This is a genomic window from Acidimicrobiia bacterium (assembly GCA_035471805.1).
Lineage (GTDB): Bacteria > Actinomycetota > Acidimicrobiia > Spongiisociales > JAHEDJ01 > JAHEDJ01.
The window spans coordinates 48,240-67,561 of sequence record DATIPS010000061.1 but is presented as its reverse complement, the minus strand read 5'-3'; the positions used below and the strand labels follow the sequence as shown (position 1 = coordinate 67,561).

Below are 19,322 nucleotides of genomic sequence, written 5' to 3'. Positions count from 1 at the left end.
CGCTCCTCGAGGAGCTCGGGGCGGTCGACCCGGCAGGTGAGCGGACCGGCAAATGGCTCACCGAGCTCGGCAGACAGCTGGCCAGGCTTCCGGTCGACCTGCGCCTGGCACGGATGATCCTCGCCTCCGGGCACAACGACTGCCTGCGCGAAGTATTGATCATCGCTTCGGCGCTGGCGATCAACGATCCGCGCGAACGGCCGGTCGAAGAGCAGCAGCACGCCGACCAGCTCCACGCCCGGTTCGCCGACCCTGACTCCGACTTCCTCAGCTGGCTGCACCTGTGGGACTACCTGCACGAGGAGCGCAGGGCACGATCCTCCAGCCGGTTTCGCCGTATGTGCCGCAACGAGTTCCTCAGCTACCGGAGGGTTCGGGAATGGCAGGACGTGCACGCCCAGCTGCGGGAAGTCGCCGGAGAGATGGGACTGAAGCGCAACCCGGAGCCGGCCGGGCCCGACGCGATCCATCGGTCGCTGCTCGCCGGGTTGCTGTCACACGTCGGTTCGAAGGATCCGGATGGCTTCGAGTACCGGGGAGCTCGCGGCTCCCGTTTCGCCATCAACCCCGGCTCCGTCCTCTTCAAGCGTGCACCCGCCTGGGTCATGGCAGCCGAGCTGGTCGAGACCAGCCGCCTGTGGGCACGCGGCGTGACCGCGGTGGAGCCTGAATGGATCGAAGAGGTGGGATCCCACCTGGTCAGGCGGTCGTACTCCGACCCCTGGTGGGATCGTGAGCAAGGCGCGGCGGTCGCGCATGAGACCGCGACGATCTACGGGCTACCCCTTCAGACCGCCCGCCGCGTCCTGTACGGGCACGTCGACCCGGCGACGGCTCGCGAACTGTTCATACTCAATGCCCTGGTCGCCGGCGACTGGGAGAGCGAGCACGCTTTCGTTCACCACAATCGCGAGATGATCCAGGAGGTGCTCGGGCTCGAGGCCCGGTCGCGCAGGACCGACCTGCTCGTCGACGACCGTACCGTGTTCGAGTTCTTCGACGCTCGCCTGCCCGGCGATATCACTTCAGTCCGGCACTTCGACGCCTGGTGGAGGAAGGCAAAGGCCGCAACGCCTCAGCTGCTGGATCTCTCGGTCGCCGACCTGATCGATCCGGAGGCCGGGCCGGTTGACGATGAGGCCTACCCGGAGGAGTGGCGGCATGGAGATCTGGCCATCCCGCTCGGCTACGAGTTCGATCCCGAGAGCCCGACGGACGGGGTCTCCGTGGTCATTCCGCTATCCGAGCTGGACCGTCTCGATCCTTCGGTCTTCGAATGGCACATCCCGGGTTTGCGGGAGGAGCTGGTCGTGGCGCTGATCCGCTTGCTTCCCAAACGGTTCAGGAAGGCTCTGTCTCCCATTCCGGACACCGCCGTCCGCCTGCTGGCCGGCGGGGTTCCCGCAGGTGTGGGACTCACCGCGTTCCTGCGCCGCGAGCTGGCCCGGATCGTCGGTGAGCCGCTTCCGCCAGATGCGTTCGATCTGGAGGAGCTGCCATCTCATCTTCGGCCCAGCTTCAGAATCATGGCCGGTGATGGTTCGGTGGTGGCCGAAGGACGGAACCTCACCGTTCTCAAGGAAGAGCTGCGAAGCGCCGCCCGCACCGCGGCCTCGACGATTCGCCACGAGCTCGAAGTGCAAGATCTGACAACCTGGAGCATCGGAGAGCTGCCGCAGAGCGTTCAGATCGACGGTACCGATCACGCGGTCACCGCATTTCCGGCCCTGATCGACGAGGTCGATTCGGTGAGCGTGCGCTTGCTGGCGACGGAGGTCGAGCAAGTCGAGGCCATGTGGGACGGCACCAGGAGACTTCTTCTATTGAACCTGCCGGCGCCGGCCAAACTGCTGAAGCCGCTCCTCACCAGGGACGCAAGAGTGGTACTCGCCACCAGCCCCTACGACGACCCCGATCTATGGGCCGCCGACTGCCTGGCGGGTGCTCTCGACCAGGTGATGCTCGAGACCGGGCTCCCATGGAACGCGGTCCAGTTCGATGCACTGCTGGCAAACGCCCGGAACGACCTCTACGACAGGCTCACGACGGTGGCCGAGCAATCGCTGCGCGTTCTCTGGACGGTGCGCGAGGTTCGTTCCGAAATCGACACAGTCGCCGGATCGCATCCGGAGGCTGCGTCCGACATCCGCATGCAGCTGCGCCGTCTGATCTATGCGGGCTTCGTGGCCGGTCTTGGTGCCGACCGGTTGGGGGATGTGCTTCGGTATCTCCACGCGATCGAACACCGGCTGGCCCGCCTCGCCGAGGACCCGGCAAGGGACGCGGAGCTCATGTCCCGGCTGCAGGTCCTCGAGGATGAGTACGACCGCCTCCAGGAGGTGCTCCGGCCCTCACCCCAGTTGACGGACATCGCCTGGATGTTTCAGGAGTTGCGAGTCAGTCTCTTCGCGCAGAGCCTGGGAACCCGGGGAAAGATCAGCGAGAAGCGGATTCGAACTGCGCTGACCGAAGTGGCCGTGTCGGGGTGAGGACGCTCAGCCCACCTCGACGAGTTCGAAGACATCTTCTACGGCGCGGCCGAACACACGGGCGATCCTGAAGGCAAGGCTGAGCGAAGGAACATAGCGCTCCTTCTCCAGAACGATGATCGTCTGCCTGGTGCAGCCGACCCTATTCGCCAGATCCTGTTGGGTCATCTCGCCGTGCTCGAATCGCAGCCGCCTTATGTGATTGGCGATTCTGTCCTTAGGCATCGACCGGGATCTCTCTGCGGTACCCCATGACGATGCCCAGGGACCTGCCGAATGCACCTCCGATCAATGTGCTCCAGAAGAGCAGCTGCAAGTAGGCGAGCGGTATTGCTCCCGCCTCCCAATACACCTCGGTGAGCGTCACCGTCCACGCCACGAGCGACAGCAACACGACGACCGACTCGACGGACAAGGACCCGGCGAGAATGGCTCGGTCCCGCTCGTCGACGACCGTCTCCCCGCTGCGCCGTTTGATGACTGCCCAGGCAGACGCCCACACACCTATCCCGCTCATCAGAAGAGCCCAGAAGATGAGTCGAGACGACTGATTCTCATGGAAACCGGCAGCCCCTTCGAACACGACCAGTGCCGCCAGGCCGAGGCCGACGAAGCTGGTTACACCCAGGCCTACCCAGCCGAGTTTCTCCAGGGGAGTGATTGGTATGCCCCTCATCTCCCGCTGAGGTCGCAGGTTCCATACGAATCGCCCGACGGCCAGCAGAGCGAGAGCACCGCCGATAAGAGCAAGACCGAGCCAGGCAGCATTCACGTCTCCTCCTTGGGAAAGGTTTTTCTTACTTAAGGTAAGAAAAACCTTACTCCCTGTCAACCCCGAATCTGGGGACGCCGTGAACCCGGGGGGAGTCGATCAGGGACGGACCGCTGCCCGGCCCGGACCGGGCGCTCCGTTGCCTCCATCGGCTGCGAACCCGTCAGAACAACCGCGGGTTGAGCGTGTATGTGCCGGTGATGCTCGCCCTGTCGAGGACGTGGCCCTCTATCGCTTCCAGCACATCCGGCCCCGAGAACAACCCCTCAACAGGGCACCGATCCAGGTCCGTCGCATAGAGGGTGAAGACGTAGTGATGGATGATCGAGTCGTTCCAGGGCGGGCAGGGCCCGTCGTAGCCGTAGTAGGTCCCGCCCATCTCGGGGTCGCCATCGAACCATTGGGTGTAGTTGTTGAAACCCGAACGCGTGTCGAACGGACCTCCGGACTCCTTGCCGCGAGCCGTCACACCACGGGAGAACGCACCTTTGCCGAAACACCCGAGATCTGGGGGCAGATCGACCAGCACCCAGTGATAGAAGTCCACTCGTGGAAGGTCTGCCGGAACCTCCCTGCCCTCCTGGTTCACATCGTCGGGTAGCGACGGAACATCCGGATCGTGGCAAATCAACACGAGCGACCTGGTCTGCGTGGGGAGATCGTCCCACTCGAAGGCGGGGTTCTTGTTCTCTCCGAACGTTGCGTGCGACTCCTCGTCGGGCACACAGAACGCGTACTCCCCAGGGATCATCCGGCCGTCTGAGAAGCTGGGACTGGTGATTTGCATGCGACCTCCTTCCAGTGCCGAGCCTAGCCTCGGCCCACTGCCCGCGACCTTCGACCGTCTGCGCGGCGGGCAAGTCACCGGCGCTGGATCGATGCAGGCCGCCCGGACGGATCACGTCTGCTCCGGAATACGCACCGAGGAAGGACGCAGAGAGAGGAACGGCCGGCGGTTCGTGCCAGTGTTCCGTTGGTGGGATTCTGCCCGAACAGACCTACACTTCTCCCCTTCCCGCAAGGAGTATCAGTGGACCGCACCGCATGGCTGCTCATCCTCGCCGCTGCAGCATTCGTCGCCGGTATCGGCCTGCTGTTCGCCGGCGTCGACGACGAAGCTCCGACGGCAGCCACCACCACAACAACCACGCTCCAGGTGGAACCCACGACCACGCAGCGAACGGAAACCACCGAAACCCGCCCGGAGGCGACCACCGGGGCACGCTTCGTCGAGGGACGCTGCGAGTTCGACGAACCGCCGGGATACCAGGTCGACTGCGGCTGGCTCGTCGCCCCGGAGGATCGATCCGATCCGGCGAACGGGAAGACGGTTCGTCTCCATGTCGCCATCTTCCGCTCACAGGTCGCGGGAGTTCCCGAGGACCCGATCGTATATCTGGAGGGCGGCCCCGGCGGCGATGCACTCGAGGCCGTGCCGTTCACGTTTGCCCAGGCGTTCGCTCCCTTCCTGGAGAGCCGTGATTTCATCATGTTCGACCAGCGGGGAACGGGTTTCTCTTCTCCTTCGCTCGCGTGCCCGGAAACCGTCGAACTGGCCTTCGAGCAACTCGACCTGGACCTCGACCTGGACGAGGCGCTGGCACAGGAACTGGCCGCACTCGAGGAATGCCACACTCGAATCGTTGAAGAGGCGGAACTCAGCCTGTACAACAGTGAAGCCAGCGCGGCCGACCTCGCCGATCTGCGGGTGGTCCTGGGCTACGAAGAGTGGAACCTCTTCGGGATTTCATACGGCACGCGGTTGGCTCTGACGACGATGCGGGACCACCCCGAGGGGATCCGGAGCGTCATCCTCGACTCGACCTATCCACCGCAGGTGAGCCTCCCACTCGAGGTCGGACTCAATGCGGCCAGAGCGTTCACCGTGTTCTTCGACGCCTGCGCCGAAGATCCGGAGTGCTCGGGAGCCTTTCCGGACCTCGAAGCACGGTTCTTCGCACTCGTCGACGCCCTCGACGCCGAACCCATCATGGCGACGCTTCTCGATGTGTTCACGCTCGAGGAACACGATGCGCTGGTCGAAGGCGACGCGCTGCTCGGACTCCTGTTCCAATCGCTCTACTCGAGCGAGCTGATCCCCGTCCTTCCCGGGCTGATCGATGATGTCGAAAACGGCGACTACCAATCGCTCGAGTTGTTGCTTTCCAACTTCTTCGCCAACATCGAGTTCATCTCCACCGGACAGACCTTCGCGGTGCAATGCCGGGAGGAGCTTCCCTTCACAGATCCGGCAGAGCTGGCAACGGCCGGAGACTTCGACCCCTATATCAAACGAATCGTGGAATCGGGTGGCAGCACCGGTCCGTTCGCTCTGGAGGTCTGCGAACTCTGGGATGTCGGAACTGCCGACGCGCTGGAGAACGAGCCGGTCGCCAGCGACATCCCGACCCTCGTGCTGGCGGGCGAGTTCGATCCGATCACTCCCCCGTCGTGGGGCGTTCTCGCCGCCGAGACCCTGGCAAACGCTTCATTCTTCGAGTTCCCCGGCCTCGGGCACGGCACTTCGGTCTCCGACGAGTGTGCCCTTTCCATCGCACTCGAATTCCTGAACGACCCGTCCGCCGAGCCCGACGGTTCGTGCGTCTCGGCCATGTCGGGACCGGATTTCATCACCGGCGACGAGCCTGCAGCCGAGATACGGCTGGTGCCGGTGACGGTCGAGAGCTTCGGAGCAACCATCGATACTCTCGTTCCCGACGACTGGAGCGAACTCGGTTCGGGGGTCTACCTGCGAGGGGCGAGTGGCCTCGATCAAACCGCGCTCCTCTTTCAGGCGGTGGGCGGCAACCAGGCGAACCTGCTTCTGACAACGCTGACGGCCCAACTCGGCGCCGACGCCGACGATGTGACCAGCCGCGAATACAACTCCGGTCCCACAATCTGGGGAATCCATACGCTGGAGGTTGAGGGAGTCGCCACCGATATTGCGATCACGGAAACCAACGGATACACCGTGCTCGTCCTACTCGCTTCCGACTCCGTAGATCGTGAGGCCTATCAGGCTTCGATTCTCCTGCCGATCCTCGACGCTCTGGAGGTGCGCTGACGCAATTCGGCAAGCCCACCGTCCCGGTTCGGAGCCGGCGGGGCAACCGATCGAGGAAGCCCCGCCGTGACCGATGTCATTCAATCTCCGGTTTCTGCCTCGAGTTCAGTCTGTGATCCGACCGAGATAGGAATCCGGCGCGAACCCGGCTGCACTTCGACGGGCAGCGGGATCGTCATCGAAAGGACCCCGTTCTCGAAGTGGGCTTGGAGCTGATCCACGTCTACTCCCTGCGGCAACATGATTTCGCGCTGGAATCTGCCGAACGAACGCTCCGAGAGATAGAAATCTTCCTCTTCGATTTCCCGGTCAAACGACCTCTGTCCTGCAATGCGGAGCACCCGGTCCTCTACCGATATCTCGATGTCCTTCTCGGGGTCTACTCCGGGCAACTCTGCCCGGACAACAACGGCGTCCTTCTCGCGGAACACGTCGACGCGGGGACGCCAGACGAACTCACCCACCGGCTCCCGGCGGGCCCCGGTCCGCATCGGCATACGATCCATCAGATCCTGCATGTCCCGTTCGAGCGCTGCAAAGGCATCGAAAGGAGACCAGCGAAGTAGTGCCATACCACTCTCCTTACGTCCTGAGAGCCTTTCACCCGGCTCTCTCCAATATCGCTATATCTAAGTGTATATCACTCAGATTTTATCTAGTCAATACCCTAATATCTCGATTTTCGCTCATGACGGCCGACGGCCGGGGAAGGAGGACCATGGTCACTCAGCAGCCGTTTTCTGCTGTGTTTCTAAGGAGAATCGGCTCCACCTGTATCCACGATCGTCTGCATCGCTCTCTTGTCGACGGTACGGCCGTGGCTGATCACGTGCGCGGGAGCTGCGTGGGTACGTAGAGCTTCACGCACATCCGGCTCACTCAACACGACGAGATTCGCCGGGGCACCAACCTCCAGCCGATGGTCGGCGAGGCCCATGCCGATCGCCGCATCGGTTGTGACCATCGAGAAGACCTTCTCCATGTCGGCGGCGGTGGTCATCCACAGCAGATGTACGGCCAGGAAGGCGACCTCGAGCATGCTGTTGCGGCCGAGCGGGTAGTAAGCGTCCGACACATCGTCTTGACCGAGGCACACCAAGACACCTTCGTCCAGCAGTTCACGAACGCGGGCATGCAACGGGCCGGTGTGAGGGTCGGTCACCACTCCAATCCCGGCGGCCTTCAGCAACGCGGCCAGCTTCTGCAGATAGGGCTTCGGGTAGAGCGCCATCGCCCTGGCGTGGTGCGCCAGCGCCCTCCCCTGCCAGCCTTTCTCGATGGCCTTGACGGCCATCATCTCCAGGGTTCGCAGGCCCGGATCGCCGGCGTCGTCGACCAGCATCGAGACCGGCTTGTCGAACTCGACTGCGAGATCGAAGATCTGGTCCACGTGCGCCTGCTCATCGACCTCGGTGAACTCGATCCAGGGAATTCCTCCGACGACATCTGCGCCCAGCTCCATGGCCTCTCGCAACAGGCCCGATGCACCCGGCTCCCGGATCAGTCCGTCCTGCGCGAAAGCAACCACCTGAACGTCCACCGTTCCGGCGAACTCATCCCTGACCTGAAGTAGCGCGTTGATTCCCTCGAGCCGTGCCTTCGTGTCCACGTCGGCGAAGGCCCGGATGTGGGTATTGCCGTGCAGCGCGGCGAGGGCCACGGCCTTTCGGGCATTTGGAACGATCCACGCGGCGTCGTAGTCGGACTTCACCCGGGCGGCCAACTCGATCGCGTTCATCGCCTTGCCCATCTGGTCGCCGTGGTAATCGGCAAGCGCCAGTTCGTCCATTCGATCCAGCGTGTACACCTTGCACAGATGCAGATGCGGGTTTACGAAAGATTCGGTAGTCAGCATTCCCCCTGCATCGATGGAGACTTCTGACTCATCGTCGATACGATCATCGATAGCGACGATCCGACCGGCGTCTATCCCGATGTCTACACAGTCCGGCCGTCCCCTCACCCTCGCCGAACGGACGATGATGTCCACAGGTGCCTCCTCTCTAGCGCGTCCAGCTACAACTCAAGCATGTTCATCCGGGCGACGATTCCGGCTTCGTGAGGCGTTCCCCGACTATTCCCGTCGCCGGGGCATCTACTCTGTCGGCATGCCTGTCCGGGTGCTGACCATAGAGGGCGGAGGCGTGCGGGGCATCATCCCGACCCGGCTCCTCATCGCGCTCGAGAGCTTGTCCGGACGGCCGATAGTCGATCTGTTCGATGTCATGGTCGGGACTTCGACGGGCGGCATGCTCGCTCTCGGCCTGGCCACTCCCGGAGAAGACGGCAAACCCCGCTATGCCGCCAAGACGGTCGGTGACATCTATACCTCACACGGATCGGAGATCTTCCCCAAACCACCGACGGCGCTTCCCCGCAGCCTGGCGGATGCCAGGGACTGGTGGGCTTCGGCGAGTTCGAACGCAGCCATATTCGGCTACAACCCCGACGGCGGCAACGCGCGCTATTCACCCGATGGCATAGAACGAGCCTTCGATCTCTACTTCGGCGAAACCCGTCTCTCGCAGGCGCTGATCGATGTGGTCATCACCAGCTACGACCTGCAGACCAAGAGCCCGGTGCTGTTCAAATCGAGCGATGCTCGTGCCAACGGCGACACCGACCCCTTGATGCGCGACGTAGCGCGGGCGACATCGGCGGCCCCCACCTACTTCCCGCCGCTGCTCATCAACTGGGACGGAGTCGAAAACCGTTTGCTGGTCGACGGCGGAGTCTTCGCCAAGAACCCGGCGATGGTCGGATACATCGAGGGCGTCCACCGGGCGCGCCGGCACGGCCTGGCGGACAACGACGTGATGGTCGTGTCGCTGGGTACCGGAGTTCCGGGCAGATCGCAGAGTCTGACCTACAAGGAGTTCGTCAGCAGAAGCTGGCTCAAACTCGCCGAGGACGTGTTCCGGGCGGCGGAGGATGGCCAGGCGGCGCTCCACGACCAGGTGCTGAGCACACTCATCGGCGACCACTACTGGCGATTCCAGATCGACTTGAAGAATGCAGCCAGCTACGCCATGGACGACGTCAGTGCCGAGAACGTCGACGCCCTCCGGCATCTCGGCGATCAGCTGGTCGGAGCGCGACTGGACGATCTCAACCGGCTGGCCAAGAAGCTCGTCGGAGACTGAATCTCTATCGCACCGGTGCGCGTCCCTGCGCTTCCTCGGGATTCCGCATTCGGATCATCGGAACGCCGATTCCGTAGGTGACGAAGTCGCCGGTCGGCGTGACCTTGATCACACAGGTATCCCTGCGGATCTGTTCGGTCACCTCCATGCCGCGGTAGATCCGCTGCACAATCGATGGATCCACCTCCCCGACGTCGAGAATCTCCGCGGTTCCCTGGCACGTCGCCACGGCCGAAGGAATCTTGAGGAATGGGACGAACGGAAGCCGCTTCGGGATCGTGACGGTCAACGAGACGTTGGGATTGGCCATGATGTGGCGGGATTTCCATGTTTCCCGGCCCGTCGATATATAGAAGTTGTGGTGGTCGACCACGTAGACGATGCCCGCCGAGCGAGCCTCGCCGGCGGGAGTCACGAGGGCGAGAACGGCGAAGACGTGCTTGTCCACGACTCGCCATACCAGTTCGGTGGTCACGGGAGCAGACAAAGTTCCTCCAGCTCCAACGGCAATGAGCTCACGTTCTCAGAACGGTGCCACCACTCACCAGAGGCAATAGTCCATCGTGTCCCGGATCGGTACCTCCGTTATCCGGCTACGGTTGCAAAGTCATGAAACCGGGCAATACTCCCCTCGTCGAGTTCTCCAATCTGGCGCCTGCCGGCACCCGCCTGTTCGCCAAACTCGAGTGGTTCAACCCGACGGGATCGATCAAGGACCGGGCGGCCTGGTTCATGTTCCAGAACGCGGTACAGACGCGCAAGCTGCTCCCCGGGCAGCCGCTCATCGAGGCCACATCCGGAAACACCGGTATCGGTCTCGCCAGACTGGCCGTACTGCACGGTCACCCGATGACCATCTGCCTGCCGGACACCGCCACCGAGGAACGCAAACAGCTGCTGCGCGCCTACGGTGCAGACCTGATAGAGGTTCCCGGCGGTCCCAACGGTGCAATCGCTCATGCACGTGAACTGGTCGAAGCCGGCGAGGGGCAGATGCTCGACCAGTACGGCAACCGGTGGAACGTCTACGCGCACTTCTTCGGAACATCGCTCGAGATCATCCGCGACTGGTCGCTCGATGACCCTCCCGGGCACTTCTTCGGTGCGTACGGAACCGGCGGGACCCTGACCGGCAACAGCCGGGGCCTCGTGCGGCGGTGGCCCTCACTGCGGGTTCACTCGGTGGAGCCGTTCGTCGACGATCCGATCGGCGGGATGCGTTCCCAGAACGACCCCTTCCAACCGCCGGTTGCAGATCTGTCACTTGTCACGGACAGACACGAAGTGCACGCAGCCGCCGCCACAGACATGGTTGCCTGCACCATGAGGGCCGAAGGCCAGTTCGTCGGCACGTCGTCGGGGGCGGTGCTCCACGCAGCCGTCGAGACACTCAGCCGGGACGGCGGGACTGCAATCGCCTTGCTCCCCGACGCCGGATGGAAATACGTCAGCGGACCACCCTGGTCGGCCTAGACACGCGACCGCCTACAGGCGAACCATCACCTTGCCTGTGTTGGCTCCACTGAACAAACGGTCGAGGGCGGCCGGAGCGTTGTCGAGGCCATCGACAACGTCCGTCTTGTAGGCCAGCCGGCCGTCGGCAACCCAACCAGACAGCTCGCCGATCGCCTCGGGGGCACGGCGCAAGTAGTCGAGGACGATGAACCCCTCCATCCGACCCCGCTTGCTGATGAGCATCCCCAGATTCCTGGGGCCCGGGCCGGGCACCTCGTCGTTGTACTGGGAAATGGCGCCGCACATGACGACGCGTCCGCGAAGGGCCAGATGGCCGATGGCCGCCTCGAGAATCTCTCCACCCACATTGTCGAAGAAGATGTCGACGCCGTCGGGGCAGGCTTGACCGATCGCCCGCCGTACGTTGTCGGTCTTGTAGTTGATGGCCGCGTCGAAGCCCGCCTCGTCCGTGAGCCAGGCGCACTTCTCGTCCGACCCGGCGAGACCGACGACGCGGCAGCCCTTGATCTTGGCGATCTGGCCCGCGACGGAACCGGTCGCACCCGCAGCTCCGGACACGAGGACCGTCTCGCCGGCGACCGGACGGCCGATGTCGAGGAGACCGAAGTAGGCGGTGAGACCGGTAGTCCCGAACACGCTCAGCGCCGCTTCGGGCGGAACACGATCGGAAACGATCTGAAGGCCCCTCTCGAACACGGAGTACTGCTGCCATCCGGTCATCCCGAAGACGGTGGATCCAACCGGGTAGGCGTCGTTGTCCGACTCGACCACCTTTCCCAACCCGCCGCTGCGTATGGGCGCGCCGATCTCGATAGCCGGCAGATAGGTGTCGTAGGCCATCCAGCCCCTGATGGTCGGGTCGATCGACAGCCACGTCACCTCCACCAGGACCTCGCCCGGCCCGGGAGAAGGCACGGGTACGTCGTCGGCGGCGAAGCAGTCGTCGGCCACTGCGCCGACCGGTCTCTTTGCAAGCGTGATTCGGTGATTCATGGCATCCATGGGCCCACCCTATCCCACTACGAGCCTTCGCCCACAACTGCCCGCCACTTGGATTGCTGTGGAGCAGTCGCCCCGGCCCGACGAACGTTCCTCGATCGGCTACGGCGCCCCGCGCCGCTCTCCCGCCTCCGCCATCAAGACCGGTGAGTCGTTCGGCCCTACCGAATGACCGGCGGACCGCGTACCGTCGGCAATGGCCTGTTTCGTCGGGCAATGTGTGCCCGACGTTGACCTACCCAAGGAGGCTTACCGTGGTCACCCAGTCGGATTCGTACCCAGCCCGCCTCGACATCGACTACCCCGAGTCGCTTGACCGGTTCACTACGTTCTTCAGGCTGATCTGGGTCATCCCGATCGCCATCGTTGCAACGTTGCTCTCAGGGACCGCCAGTTCAACCGCAACGGTGATCAGCGAGACCGGAGAAGTGTTGAGCAGGGCCACCGAGAGCGGCGGGGGAATCGTTGCCGGACTCTTCGGCGCGACGATGCTCATGATCGTCTTCCGCCAGAAGTACCCGCGCTGGTGGTTCGACTTCGCCCGGGAGCTGACCCGTTTCGAGATGCGCATCGGATCCTACGTAGCCCTCCTCACCGACAAATACCCAGACACCGAGAATGAGCAGTCGGTACACCTGGAACTCGATTACCCGGATGCCGCACAAGACCTGAACCGGTGGTTGCCGCTCGTGAAGTGGCTGCTGGCCGTCCCGCATTACATCGTGCTGGCAGTGCTGGCCGTTGCTGCGGTCTTTGCAGTTCTGATCGCCTGGTTCGCGATACTGTTTACCGGCCGCTACCCACGCGGGCTGTTCGACTTCGTGGTCGGGGTAGCCAGATGGGGAACTCGAGTGCAGGCCTACGCGATGCTGCTGCTCACGGACTCCTACCCACCTTTCAGCCTCCGGTGAACTAACCCGAAAGGTCTGTGGAGATCGACGCCGCCCAACCGGGGGGAGGAACCTACCGCATGGTCAGTGACGTCCTAGTGTTGTGTAAGGAGGTCAGAATGAAGCGGATCATCCCAGTGGGCCTGCTCGTGATTTCCATGGCATTCGCCGGCTGCGGCACGGACGACAACGACGACGACGCCGGTCTTGCCAACCCCGCCTCGGTGTTTTGCGAGGAGCAGGGCGGAACGCTGGAAATGCGAACCGACGACACCGGTACGAGCGGATTCTGCATCTTCGACGATGGGTCGGAGTGCGAGGAATGGGCCTACTTCAGAAATGAATGCAGTCCGGGTGACAACCCGGGCGGATGAGCGCCGGACCGACAGTAGCCGCCGGGCATCAGGCGCCGGTGCCGGCGGCTACCCACCGGCCGGGATTCCCGCCGATTCCCTCGGATCCGTCTGCGCCTTCTGCGACAAGCCGACCATGTTCCCGTCCGGATCGAAGACGGCTGCCAGCCGGTCGCCCCACGGCGTGTCGGTCGGTGGATACCTCACTGCGGCCCCGAGCCCCACGATCCGCTCGAATGTTCCTTCGAGGTCCTCGACCCTGAACCACAGAGTGACATTGCTTGCAGAGGCGGATGCACCGTCGACCTGGTCGATGCCCAGGTACAACCCGTCGAGCTGAAACCCACGATGCCGGTCTTGCTCGGCCGGGTCGTCCAGCTCGAAGGCTTGCTGGTAGAAGGCGGCCAGTCCGACCATGTTCGCCGTGAAGATGATGGCGGTGTCGACGGAAGGAGCCATCGCCGCAGGATACCGGCTCCACCGCAAACTCGTTTTCGCGCGACATTCCGACCCTATAGGGTGTGAATGTCGCGCGAAAACGAGAGGACAAGGACTTTGGCCTCAGAGGACACCCGTGTCGAAGTCGGTGGACGCGAGATCCGGATAAGCAATCCGGAGAAGGTGCTGTTTCCCGAACAGGGATGGACGAAGCTCGACGTCGTCGAACACTTCCTACTGTGTGCTTCGGGAGCACTGCGGGGCGTCTACAACAGGCCGGTGCTGCTGAAGCGCTGGAACCAGGGCGTCGGCGAGCGGGCGCTGTTCGTGAAGCGGCCGAAGGGCGCCCCGCGACTTGTCGATGTGAGCTTCCCTTCCGCCCGGCCCGGCCAGATGTTCGCCCCGATGGACGAAGGCGACGTTATCTGGATGGCCCAGATGAACTGCATCGACCTGAACCCCTGGAACGCCAGGGCCGACGACCTGCTGCATCCCGATGAGCTCCGCATCGACCTGGACCCCACCGACGGCTACGACTTCGAGGCCGCTCGAGAGGTTGCCGGGACCGTACGCGAGGTGCTCGAGGGCCTGGGTCTCGTGGGGTGGCCGAAGACGTCGGGAAATCGCGGCATCCATATCTACACCCGCGTCGAACGGGAATGGGATTTCTATGAGATCCGCCGGGCCGGGCTGGCACTCGCCAGGGAGGTCGAGCGACGCAATGACCTAGCAACGACCGCCTGGTGGAAGGAGGAGCGGGATGGGGTGTTCATCGACTTCAACCAGAACGCCTGGGACAAGACGATTGCCTCTGCGTACTCGATCCGTCACACCGGTTTGGTATCGGCCCCGTTCCGGTGGAGTGAGCTGGCCGACATAGACCACCGCGCGATGGACATGATGTCGTTCAAGGACCGCTGGGCAGATGTGGGCGACCTAACGGACGGAATCGACGGAGCCGCCGGTCGGCTCGAAGGCCTGCTCGAGATGGTTGCGGCCGATGAGGAGAACGGGCTGGGCGATGCTCCGTGGCCTCCTCATTACCCGAAGATGCCGGGCGAACCACCGCGCGTGCAGCCGTCGAAGATGCGGAAGGAGAACTGGGAGTAGCCCGGCGGCCGCCGGTCACCGACAACGCGCTCCCGACGCACTCCGTTGCCGGGTTGCAGGTTCCCGGTTCTCCCGACCCCGCCCGTCACCGGTATCGTGCATCTCCACATCGAGACGGGAGTGATCCAATGCGGCCGAGTTGGGATGAGTACTTCCTCGAGCTGGTGGACCAGGTCGGCACACGTGCGACCTGTGACCGGGGCAAGAGCGGATGCGTCGTTGTACGCAACAAACGGATCATCTGCACCGGCTACGTAGGGTCCCCGTCGGGCTTGCCGCACTGTGATGATGCCGGGCACGACTTCAAACAGATGATCGATGAGGACGGCACGACCAGGCAACACTGCGTTCGCACTGTTCACGCCGAGCAGAACGCAATCTGCCAGGCAGCCCGTTACGGCTTGCAGCTCGAAGGTACGACGCTCTACTGCTCGATGGAGCCCTGCCGGGTTTGCGCGATGCTCATTGCCAGTGCGGGAATCGAACGGGTCGTCGCCCGCCGTCGCTACCACGCGGGCCAGGACACTCGCCACATTCTCGCGCGAGCGGGAGTCGAGCTGTTGATAGTCGAGGACGTCGTGGAGACCTACGACAAGCAGTAGGTGCAGAGGTTCTGGTTCAGAGTTCTAAGTACTGGGTTCTCCGGCCACTATTTCGTTGAAGGCCGCACCCTCAGGGCGCACGAGCTGATCCATCGTGCATTCGGCTGCCGGTTTGTCGGGACGCCAACGCTCGAATCTCGCGGCGTGACGAAACCTCCCACCCTCCAGCTGGTCGTAGCTGACTTGCACCACGACACCGGGTTGCACGGGGATCCATGACAAGTCTTTGCCGCTCGACCAGCGCGATTCGCCGCCGGGCACCCGCACGGCGCCGCCGTCGCCTCCGAAGCTCTCATCCGCACGGATCTGTTCCAGTAGCTCGAGGATCGCCACCCGATCCTGGTTGGTGAACCCGGAACAGTGCCCGATGAAGTGCAAATCGCCCGCGTCGTTGTAGAGCCCGAGAAGGATCGAACCGATCTTGTCGCCGTCCTTGTGGATCCGATAGCCGCCAACCACGCAGTCGGCGTCCCGTCGATGCTTCCACTTGATCCATTCGCGTTTGTCCTCGAGGTAGACACCGTCGGCTTGCTTGCAGATAATCCCATCGCATCCGGCGCCCTCGAACTCGGTGAACCATCTTTCCGCCACCTCGAAACTCGAGGTGGCCGGAGTCAGATGCCAGGGGAATCCGAGACCCTTGAACAGACCCTCGAGCTTTGTGCGCCGTTCGAGGTATGGCGCCGATCGCAGATCCTCGCCCCGGTCGGCGAGAAGGTCGAACACGACGAGCTCGGCCGGGATCTCCTCTGCAAGCATGGCGATGCGGGAGGCGGCCGGATGTATGCGCAGCTGCAGGGTGTCGAACTCGGTCACTCCGCCGGAAACGACCACCACCTCGCCGTCAACGACCGTCCCGGCAGGCAGTTGGGCGAGCGCCGGCTCGAGTTCGGGGAAGTACCGCAAAAGCGGCTTGCCGTTCCGGCTGTCGAGACGCGGCTTGGAGCCTCCCCAGGCGATCATCCGGAAGCCGTCCCATTTGGGTTCGTACACCCATCCGGGTGGACGCGGTGGCTCCTCCCTGACCTTGGCTTTCATGGGTCTCACAGGCGGGTCGAACGGCCGTGCACTCATGCCGGAGAAGCTACTACCCGGGGAGGACCCGGGCACGTGACATGCATCAGTGGCACACGACGCAGGAAAGGGGGCAGCGCCGTCGGGCCGTGCCATACTCGACGGTAGAAACCGAAGGGTCCACCCCATGCAGTTCCTGAATGATCGAAAGCCGTCGCACGACCTCACCTACTCGGACGTCTTCCTGGCGCCGAGCTACTCGAACGTGGCCTCACGCATGCAGGTTGATCTGACGACTCCCGACGGCATCGGCACGACCATTCCGGTGGTTGTTGCGAACATGACCGCCGTGGCGGGCCGGCGGATGGCCGAGACTGTTGCCAGGCGCGGCGGGGTCGCCGTATTCCCCCAGGACATTCCTGCCGAGGCAATCGCAGACATGACCTCGGCCGTGAAACGCAGTCATCTGGTTTTCGACACGCCTATCACGCTCCACCCGAGCGATCGCATCATCAACGCGCTCGATCTGATGCACAAGCGGTCCCACGGCGCGGTGATCGTGGTGGACGAGGCGCACCGCCCGGTGGGCATCTTCACAGAAGTCGACGGCGAGGGGTTCGACCGTTTCACGCCTCTGGGGGACGTCATGAGTTCGCACACGATTGCCATCTCCGACAAGTTGTCACCCCCGGACCTCTTCAACGCCCTCAGCGAGCGGCGCGTGCATCTGGCCCCGGTGATCGACGACGACGGCCGCCTCTCCGGGGTGGTCACCGAGAAAGGCGCGCTGCGCGCAACTCACTATCGACCGGCCGTCGACCGCACCGGGAGGTTGTTGGTGGCCGCTGCGATCGGCGTCAACGGAGATGTTGCTGCCAAGACGAGAACGCTCATGGAAACTGGAGTCGATGTCATCGTTGTCGACACCGCGCACGGCCACCAGCAGAAGATGATCGAAGCGCTGGCGGCGGTTCGCTCGGTCAACGACGAACTCCCGGTTGTGGCGGGGAACGTCGTAACCGCGGAGGGGACCAAGGACCTCATCAACGCAGGTGCGGACATCGTGAAGGTCGGGGTTGGACCGGGAGCCATGTGCACAACCCGGATGATGACCGGAGTCGGGCGCCCGCAGTTCTCGGCGGTCGTGGATTGCGCTGCCGCGGCCCGTGCTGCCGGCAGGCATGTATGGGCCGATGGCGGGGTCCGGCATCCCCGCGATGTCGCTCTGGCCATCGCTGCGGGAGCAGCCAACGTCATGATCGGATCCTGGTTTGCCGGCACGTTCGAGTCTGCCGCCGACACGCTCCGCGACTCAGACGGCAAGCTCTACAAAGAGAACTATGGGATGGCCTCCCGGCGAGCCGTCACCTTCCGTTCCCGGGCCGAGACCGCTTTCGAGAGAGCGCGCAAAGAGATGTTCGAAGAGGGCATCTCGCAATCGCGCATGTACCTGGACCCGAGAACACCGAGCGTCGAAGACATACTCGACCGCATCGTGACCGGAGTGCGATCCGCCAGCACCTACGTGGGCGCGACGAACATCGATGAGTTCCACGAACGGGCCGTCGTCGGAGTCCAGTCATTCACCGGGTACACCGAAGGACAGCCGATACCCGAGAGCTGGTAGCCGGTCGCCGGCTAGCGCCTCCGCCCCCTCGCTCCGGAACCCGAACCGCCGAGCAGAGTGCCGGCGCCCAGCACGAACCCGAAGTTGTACCAGCCACCGCTGTTGAATACTTCGTAGACATTCACGTTGTCGCTGAACAGCGAAACAATGAACGTGAAGGGCAGGATGATCCCGTGCCACAGACCCGTCCAGAAACCGGCCACCTCACCGTCTTCCGCTGCCAGATCGACCTGCGGATTAGCGCCGGCAGCACATGCGGACATCAACAGAACCAGCAGAATCACTACCCCGACCAAACGTCTACTCGTCACGATTACCTCCTACCCCGGATCCTATCGAGGCGGTCACCCCGATACCGCCGGCCGTTCGCAGACGGCCGGCGTGTCAGGTGCCCGGCTGCCGTGAGCGACCATCGCGCGGCCCGGCCCTGCCGGCATTCGTGGCTGTTCTCACCCCATTCTTAGGTCGGCTTCATCCGTCGTTCAGTTCGCCGATCCATACTGTCCGCAATAGGAGGTATGCACACGTCATGAAGAAGCTTCTGATCGGATCCATCGCTCTTCTCTCGGCCGGATTGCTCGCGGTAGCCGGTTTCGCGCTGTTGGGACCGGATGGTGCACAAGCGCAGGAGGACGAAGGGTCTTCCGGTGAGTACCGGTTCACGCCGCTCGACGAAGTTCTGGACGAACTGGTCGGTGAAGAGGTCATCGACAGCAAGCAGGCCGATGCCATCCGGCAGCGGATGAGCGACAAGATGGCCGGTGGTTTCGGCTTCGACGGAAACGGACCTCACGGTCCGATGGGGTTCGGCTTCATGCACGAACTCCCTGAAGGCATGACTCCGCCGCCCGGACCTCCCGGGACTCCCGAGTTCGATGCATGGCTCGACGAGATGAGTTCGCTGATGGGCGACGACTTCTTCGGCGGCCACATGTTTGACGGAGGCAACTCGGAGGGCGGTTTCTTCCGCCACGGCCACGGTCACATGGGACCCGGCATGATGGGAGACGGCCTCCATCACTTCGGCGATATGAACATCGAAGACTTGCAGGGGTTCATCGACGAGATGACCCAGCGGTTTGGCGGGGAGGTCCCCGACCACGTGAAAGAGATGATCGACTACCTGCGCGACCAGATTTCCGAAACCTCCGGGGCCGAGACCAGTTCCAGCGCGTAGCAAAGCCAACCTCCCTCCCCCAAACATGTGGGGCCGGTCTACGACCGGCCCCACATCCAATTCCCCAGGAGTTTCTCGGCAATACTGTTGCTCCCCACGCGCATCTGCATTGCCGGGAATCGGGAGCTCAGTTTCTCGGCAATATTGATGCTCCCCACGCGCATC

Annotated in this window: 20 protein-coding genes; 10 read left to right on the top strand and 10 right to left on the bottom strand. The window is 63.4% G+C overall.

Translation table 11 applies throughout. The features are described 5' to 3' along the window. Positions 1–2,489 (top strand): ATP-dependent RNA helicase HrpA (gene hrpA, locus VLT15_13000; protein HSR46129.1); only part of this gene is annotated, 2,489 nt, incomplete at its 5' end. A gap of 6 nt (positions 2,490–2,495) precedes the next feature. Here the strand turns inward: hrpA and VLT15_12995 are convergent. From VLT15_12995 to VLT15_12985, 3 genes are all read right to left on the bottom strand, one after another. After that, positions 2,496–2,714, bottom strand: a complete 219-nt coding sequence (locus VLT15_12995) for a helix-turn-helix transcriptional regulator (GenBank protein ID HSR46128.1) — start codon at positions 2,712–2,714, stop codon at positions 2,496–2,498. Further along, positions 2,707–3,261 carry a hypothetical protein gene (locus VLT15_12990; protein HSR46127.1) on the bottom strand — a complete coding sequence of 185 codons (555 nt, stop codon included), beginning with the start codon at positions 3,259–3,261 and terminating at the stop codon, positions 2,707–2,709. The genes VLT15_12995 and VLT15_12990 overlap by 8 nt, the downstream gene beginning before the upstream one ends. A 163-nt stretch (positions 3,262–3,424) precedes the next feature. After that, positions 3,425–4,048, bottom strand: coding sequence for a YbhB/YbcL family Raf kinase inhibitor-like protein (locus VLT15_12985; protein ID HSR46126.1), 624 nt, complete (start codon positions 4,046–4,048; stop codon positions 3,425–3,427). Between the two features lie 243 nt (positions 4,049–4,291). Here VLT15_12985 and VLT15_12980 point away from each other — a divergent pair, with 243 nt between their 5' ends. Further along, positions 4,292–6,328: an alpha/beta fold hydrolase gene (locus VLT15_12980; GenBank protein HSR46125.1), complete on the top strand. Its 2,037-nt coding sequence runs from the start codon at positions 4,292–4,294 to the stop codon at positions 6,326–6,328. An 80-nt stretch (positions 6,329–6,408) separates the two neighbouring features. Here the strand turns inward: VLT15_12980 and VLT15_12975 are convergent, their stop codons facing one another. Together VLT15_12975 and VLT15_12970 are read right to left on the bottom strand one after the other, a co-directional pair. After that, the gene (locus VLT15_12975; GenBank protein HSR46124.1) at positions 6,409–6,900 is read right to left on the bottom strand and encodes an Hsp20/alpha crystallin family protein; all 492 of its coding nucleotides are present in this window, start codon (positions 6,898–6,900) and stop codon (positions 6,409–6,411) included. A 179-nt stretch (positions 6,901–7,079) separates the two neighbouring features. After that, positions 7,080–8,318 (bottom strand): amidohydrolase family protein, encoded by a 1,239-nt coding sequence (locus VLT15_12970; GenBank protein HSR46123.1) that lies wholly within the window; start codon positions 8,316–8,318, stop codon positions 7,080–7,082. A 118-nt stretch (positions 8,319–8,436) separates the two neighbouring features. Here VLT15_12970 and VLT15_12965 point away from each other — a divergent pair, with 118 nt between their 5' ends. After that, positions 8,437–9,471: a patatin-like phospholipase family protein gene (locus tag VLT15_12965; protein HSR46122.1), complete on the top strand. Its 1,035-nt coding sequence runs from the start codon at positions 8,437–8,439 to the stop codon at positions 9,469–9,471. Between the two features lie 4 nt (positions 9,472–9,475). Here the strand turns inward: VLT15_12965 and VLT15_12960 are convergent, their stop codons facing one another. Continuing rightward, entirely contained in the window at positions 9,476–9,958 is a 483-nt protein-coding gene (locus tag VLT15_12960) for a pyridoxamine 5'-phosphate oxidase family protein (protein HSR46121.1), read from the bottom strand. 122 nt (positions 9,959–10,080) lie between these two features. On the opposite strand from VLT15_12960, the gene VLT15_12955 reads away from it, so the two are divergent. Continuing rightward, on the top strand, positions 10,081–10,944 hold the full coding sequence (locus tag VLT15_12955) for a cysteine synthase family protein (protein HSR46120.1): 864 nt from the start codon (positions 10,081–10,083) through the stop codon (positions 10,942–10,944). Between the two features lie 12 nt (positions 10,945–10,956). On the opposite strand, the gene VLT15_12950 is transcribed toward VLT15_12955, so the two are convergent. After that, positions 10,957–11,949 carry an NADP-dependent oxidoreductase gene (locus tag VLT15_12950; GenBank protein HSR46119.1) on the bottom strand — a complete coding sequence of 331 codons (993 nt, stop codon included), beginning with the start codon at positions 11,947–11,949 and terminating at the stop codon, positions 10,957–10,959. Positions 11,950–12,200: 251 nt separating this feature from the next. Between VLT15_12950 and VLT15_12945 the strand changes: the two genes are divergently transcribed. Together VLT15_12945 and VLT15_12940 are read left to right on the top strand one after the other, a co-directional pair. Continuing rightward, positions 12,201–12,857, top strand: a complete 657-nt coding sequence (locus tag VLT15_12945) for a DUF4389 domain-containing protein (protein HSR46118.1) — start codon at positions 12,201–12,203, stop codon at positions 12,855–12,857. Positions 12,858–12,955: 98 nt separating this feature from the next. Continuing rightward, entirely contained in the window at positions 12,956–13,210 is a 255-nt protein-coding gene (locus VLT15_12940) for a DUF333 domain-containing protein (GenBank protein HSR46117.1), read from the top strand. Between the two features lie 48 nt (positions 13,211–13,258). Here the strand turns inward: VLT15_12940 and VLT15_12935 are convergent, their stop codons facing one another. Next, the gene (locus VLT15_12935; protein HSR46116.1) at positions 13,259–13,648 is read right to left on the bottom strand and encodes a VOC family protein; all 390 of its coding nucleotides are present in this window, start codon (positions 13,646–13,648) and stop codon (positions 13,259–13,261) included. Positions 13,649–13,744: 96 nt separating this feature from the next. Here VLT15_12935 and VLT15_12930 point away from each other — a divergent pair, with 96 nt between their 5' ends. Both VLT15_12930 and VLT15_12925 read left to right on the top strand, forming a co-directional pair. Next, positions 13,745–14,737, top strand: coding sequence for a DNA primase small subunit domain-containing protein (locus VLT15_12930; protein ID HSR46115.1), 993 nt, complete (start codon positions 13,745–13,747; stop codon positions 14,735–14,737). Positions 14,738–14,865: 128 nt separating this feature from the next. Next, complete coding sequence (locus VLT15_12925) at positions 14,866–15,339, top strand: cytidine/deoxycytidylate deaminase family protein (protein HSR46114.1); 474 nt, start codon at positions 14,866–14,868, stop codon at positions 15,337–15,339. 24 nt (positions 15,340–15,363) lie between these two features. Here the strand turns inward: VLT15_12925 and VLT15_12920 are convergent, their stop codons facing one another. After that, a complete protein-coding gene (locus VLT15_12920; protein ID HSR46113.1) occupies positions 15,364–16,413 on the bottom strand; it encodes an ATP-dependent DNA ligase in 1,050 nt (349 codons plus the stop codon). A 127-nt stretch (positions 16,414–16,540) separates the two neighbouring features. Here VLT15_12920 and VLT15_12915 point away from each other — a divergent pair, with 127 nt between their 5' ends. Further along, positions 16,541–17,980, top strand: a complete 1,440-nt coding sequence (locus VLT15_12915; GenBank protein ID HSR46112.1) for a GuaB1 family IMP dehydrogenase-related protein — start codon at positions 16,541–16,543, stop codon at positions 17,978–17,980. Between the two features lie 11 nt (positions 17,981–17,991). Here VLT15_12915 and VLT15_12910 read toward each other — a convergent pair whose 3' ends face one another. Beyond that, positions 17,992–18,291, bottom strand: a complete 300-nt coding sequence (locus VLT15_12910) for a hypothetical protein (protein ID HSR46111.1) — start codon at positions 18,289–18,291, stop codon at positions 17,992–17,994. Positions 18,292–18,509: 218 nt separating this feature from the next. Here VLT15_12910 and VLT15_12905 point away from each other — a divergent pair, with 218 nt between their 5' ends. Further along, the gene (locus VLT15_12905) at positions 18,510–19,157 is read left to right on the top strand and encodes a hypothetical protein (protein HSR46110.1); all 648 of its coding nucleotides are present in this window, start codon (positions 18,510–18,512) and stop codon (positions 19,155–19,157) included. Positions 19,158–19,322: the final 165 nt, after the last annotated feature.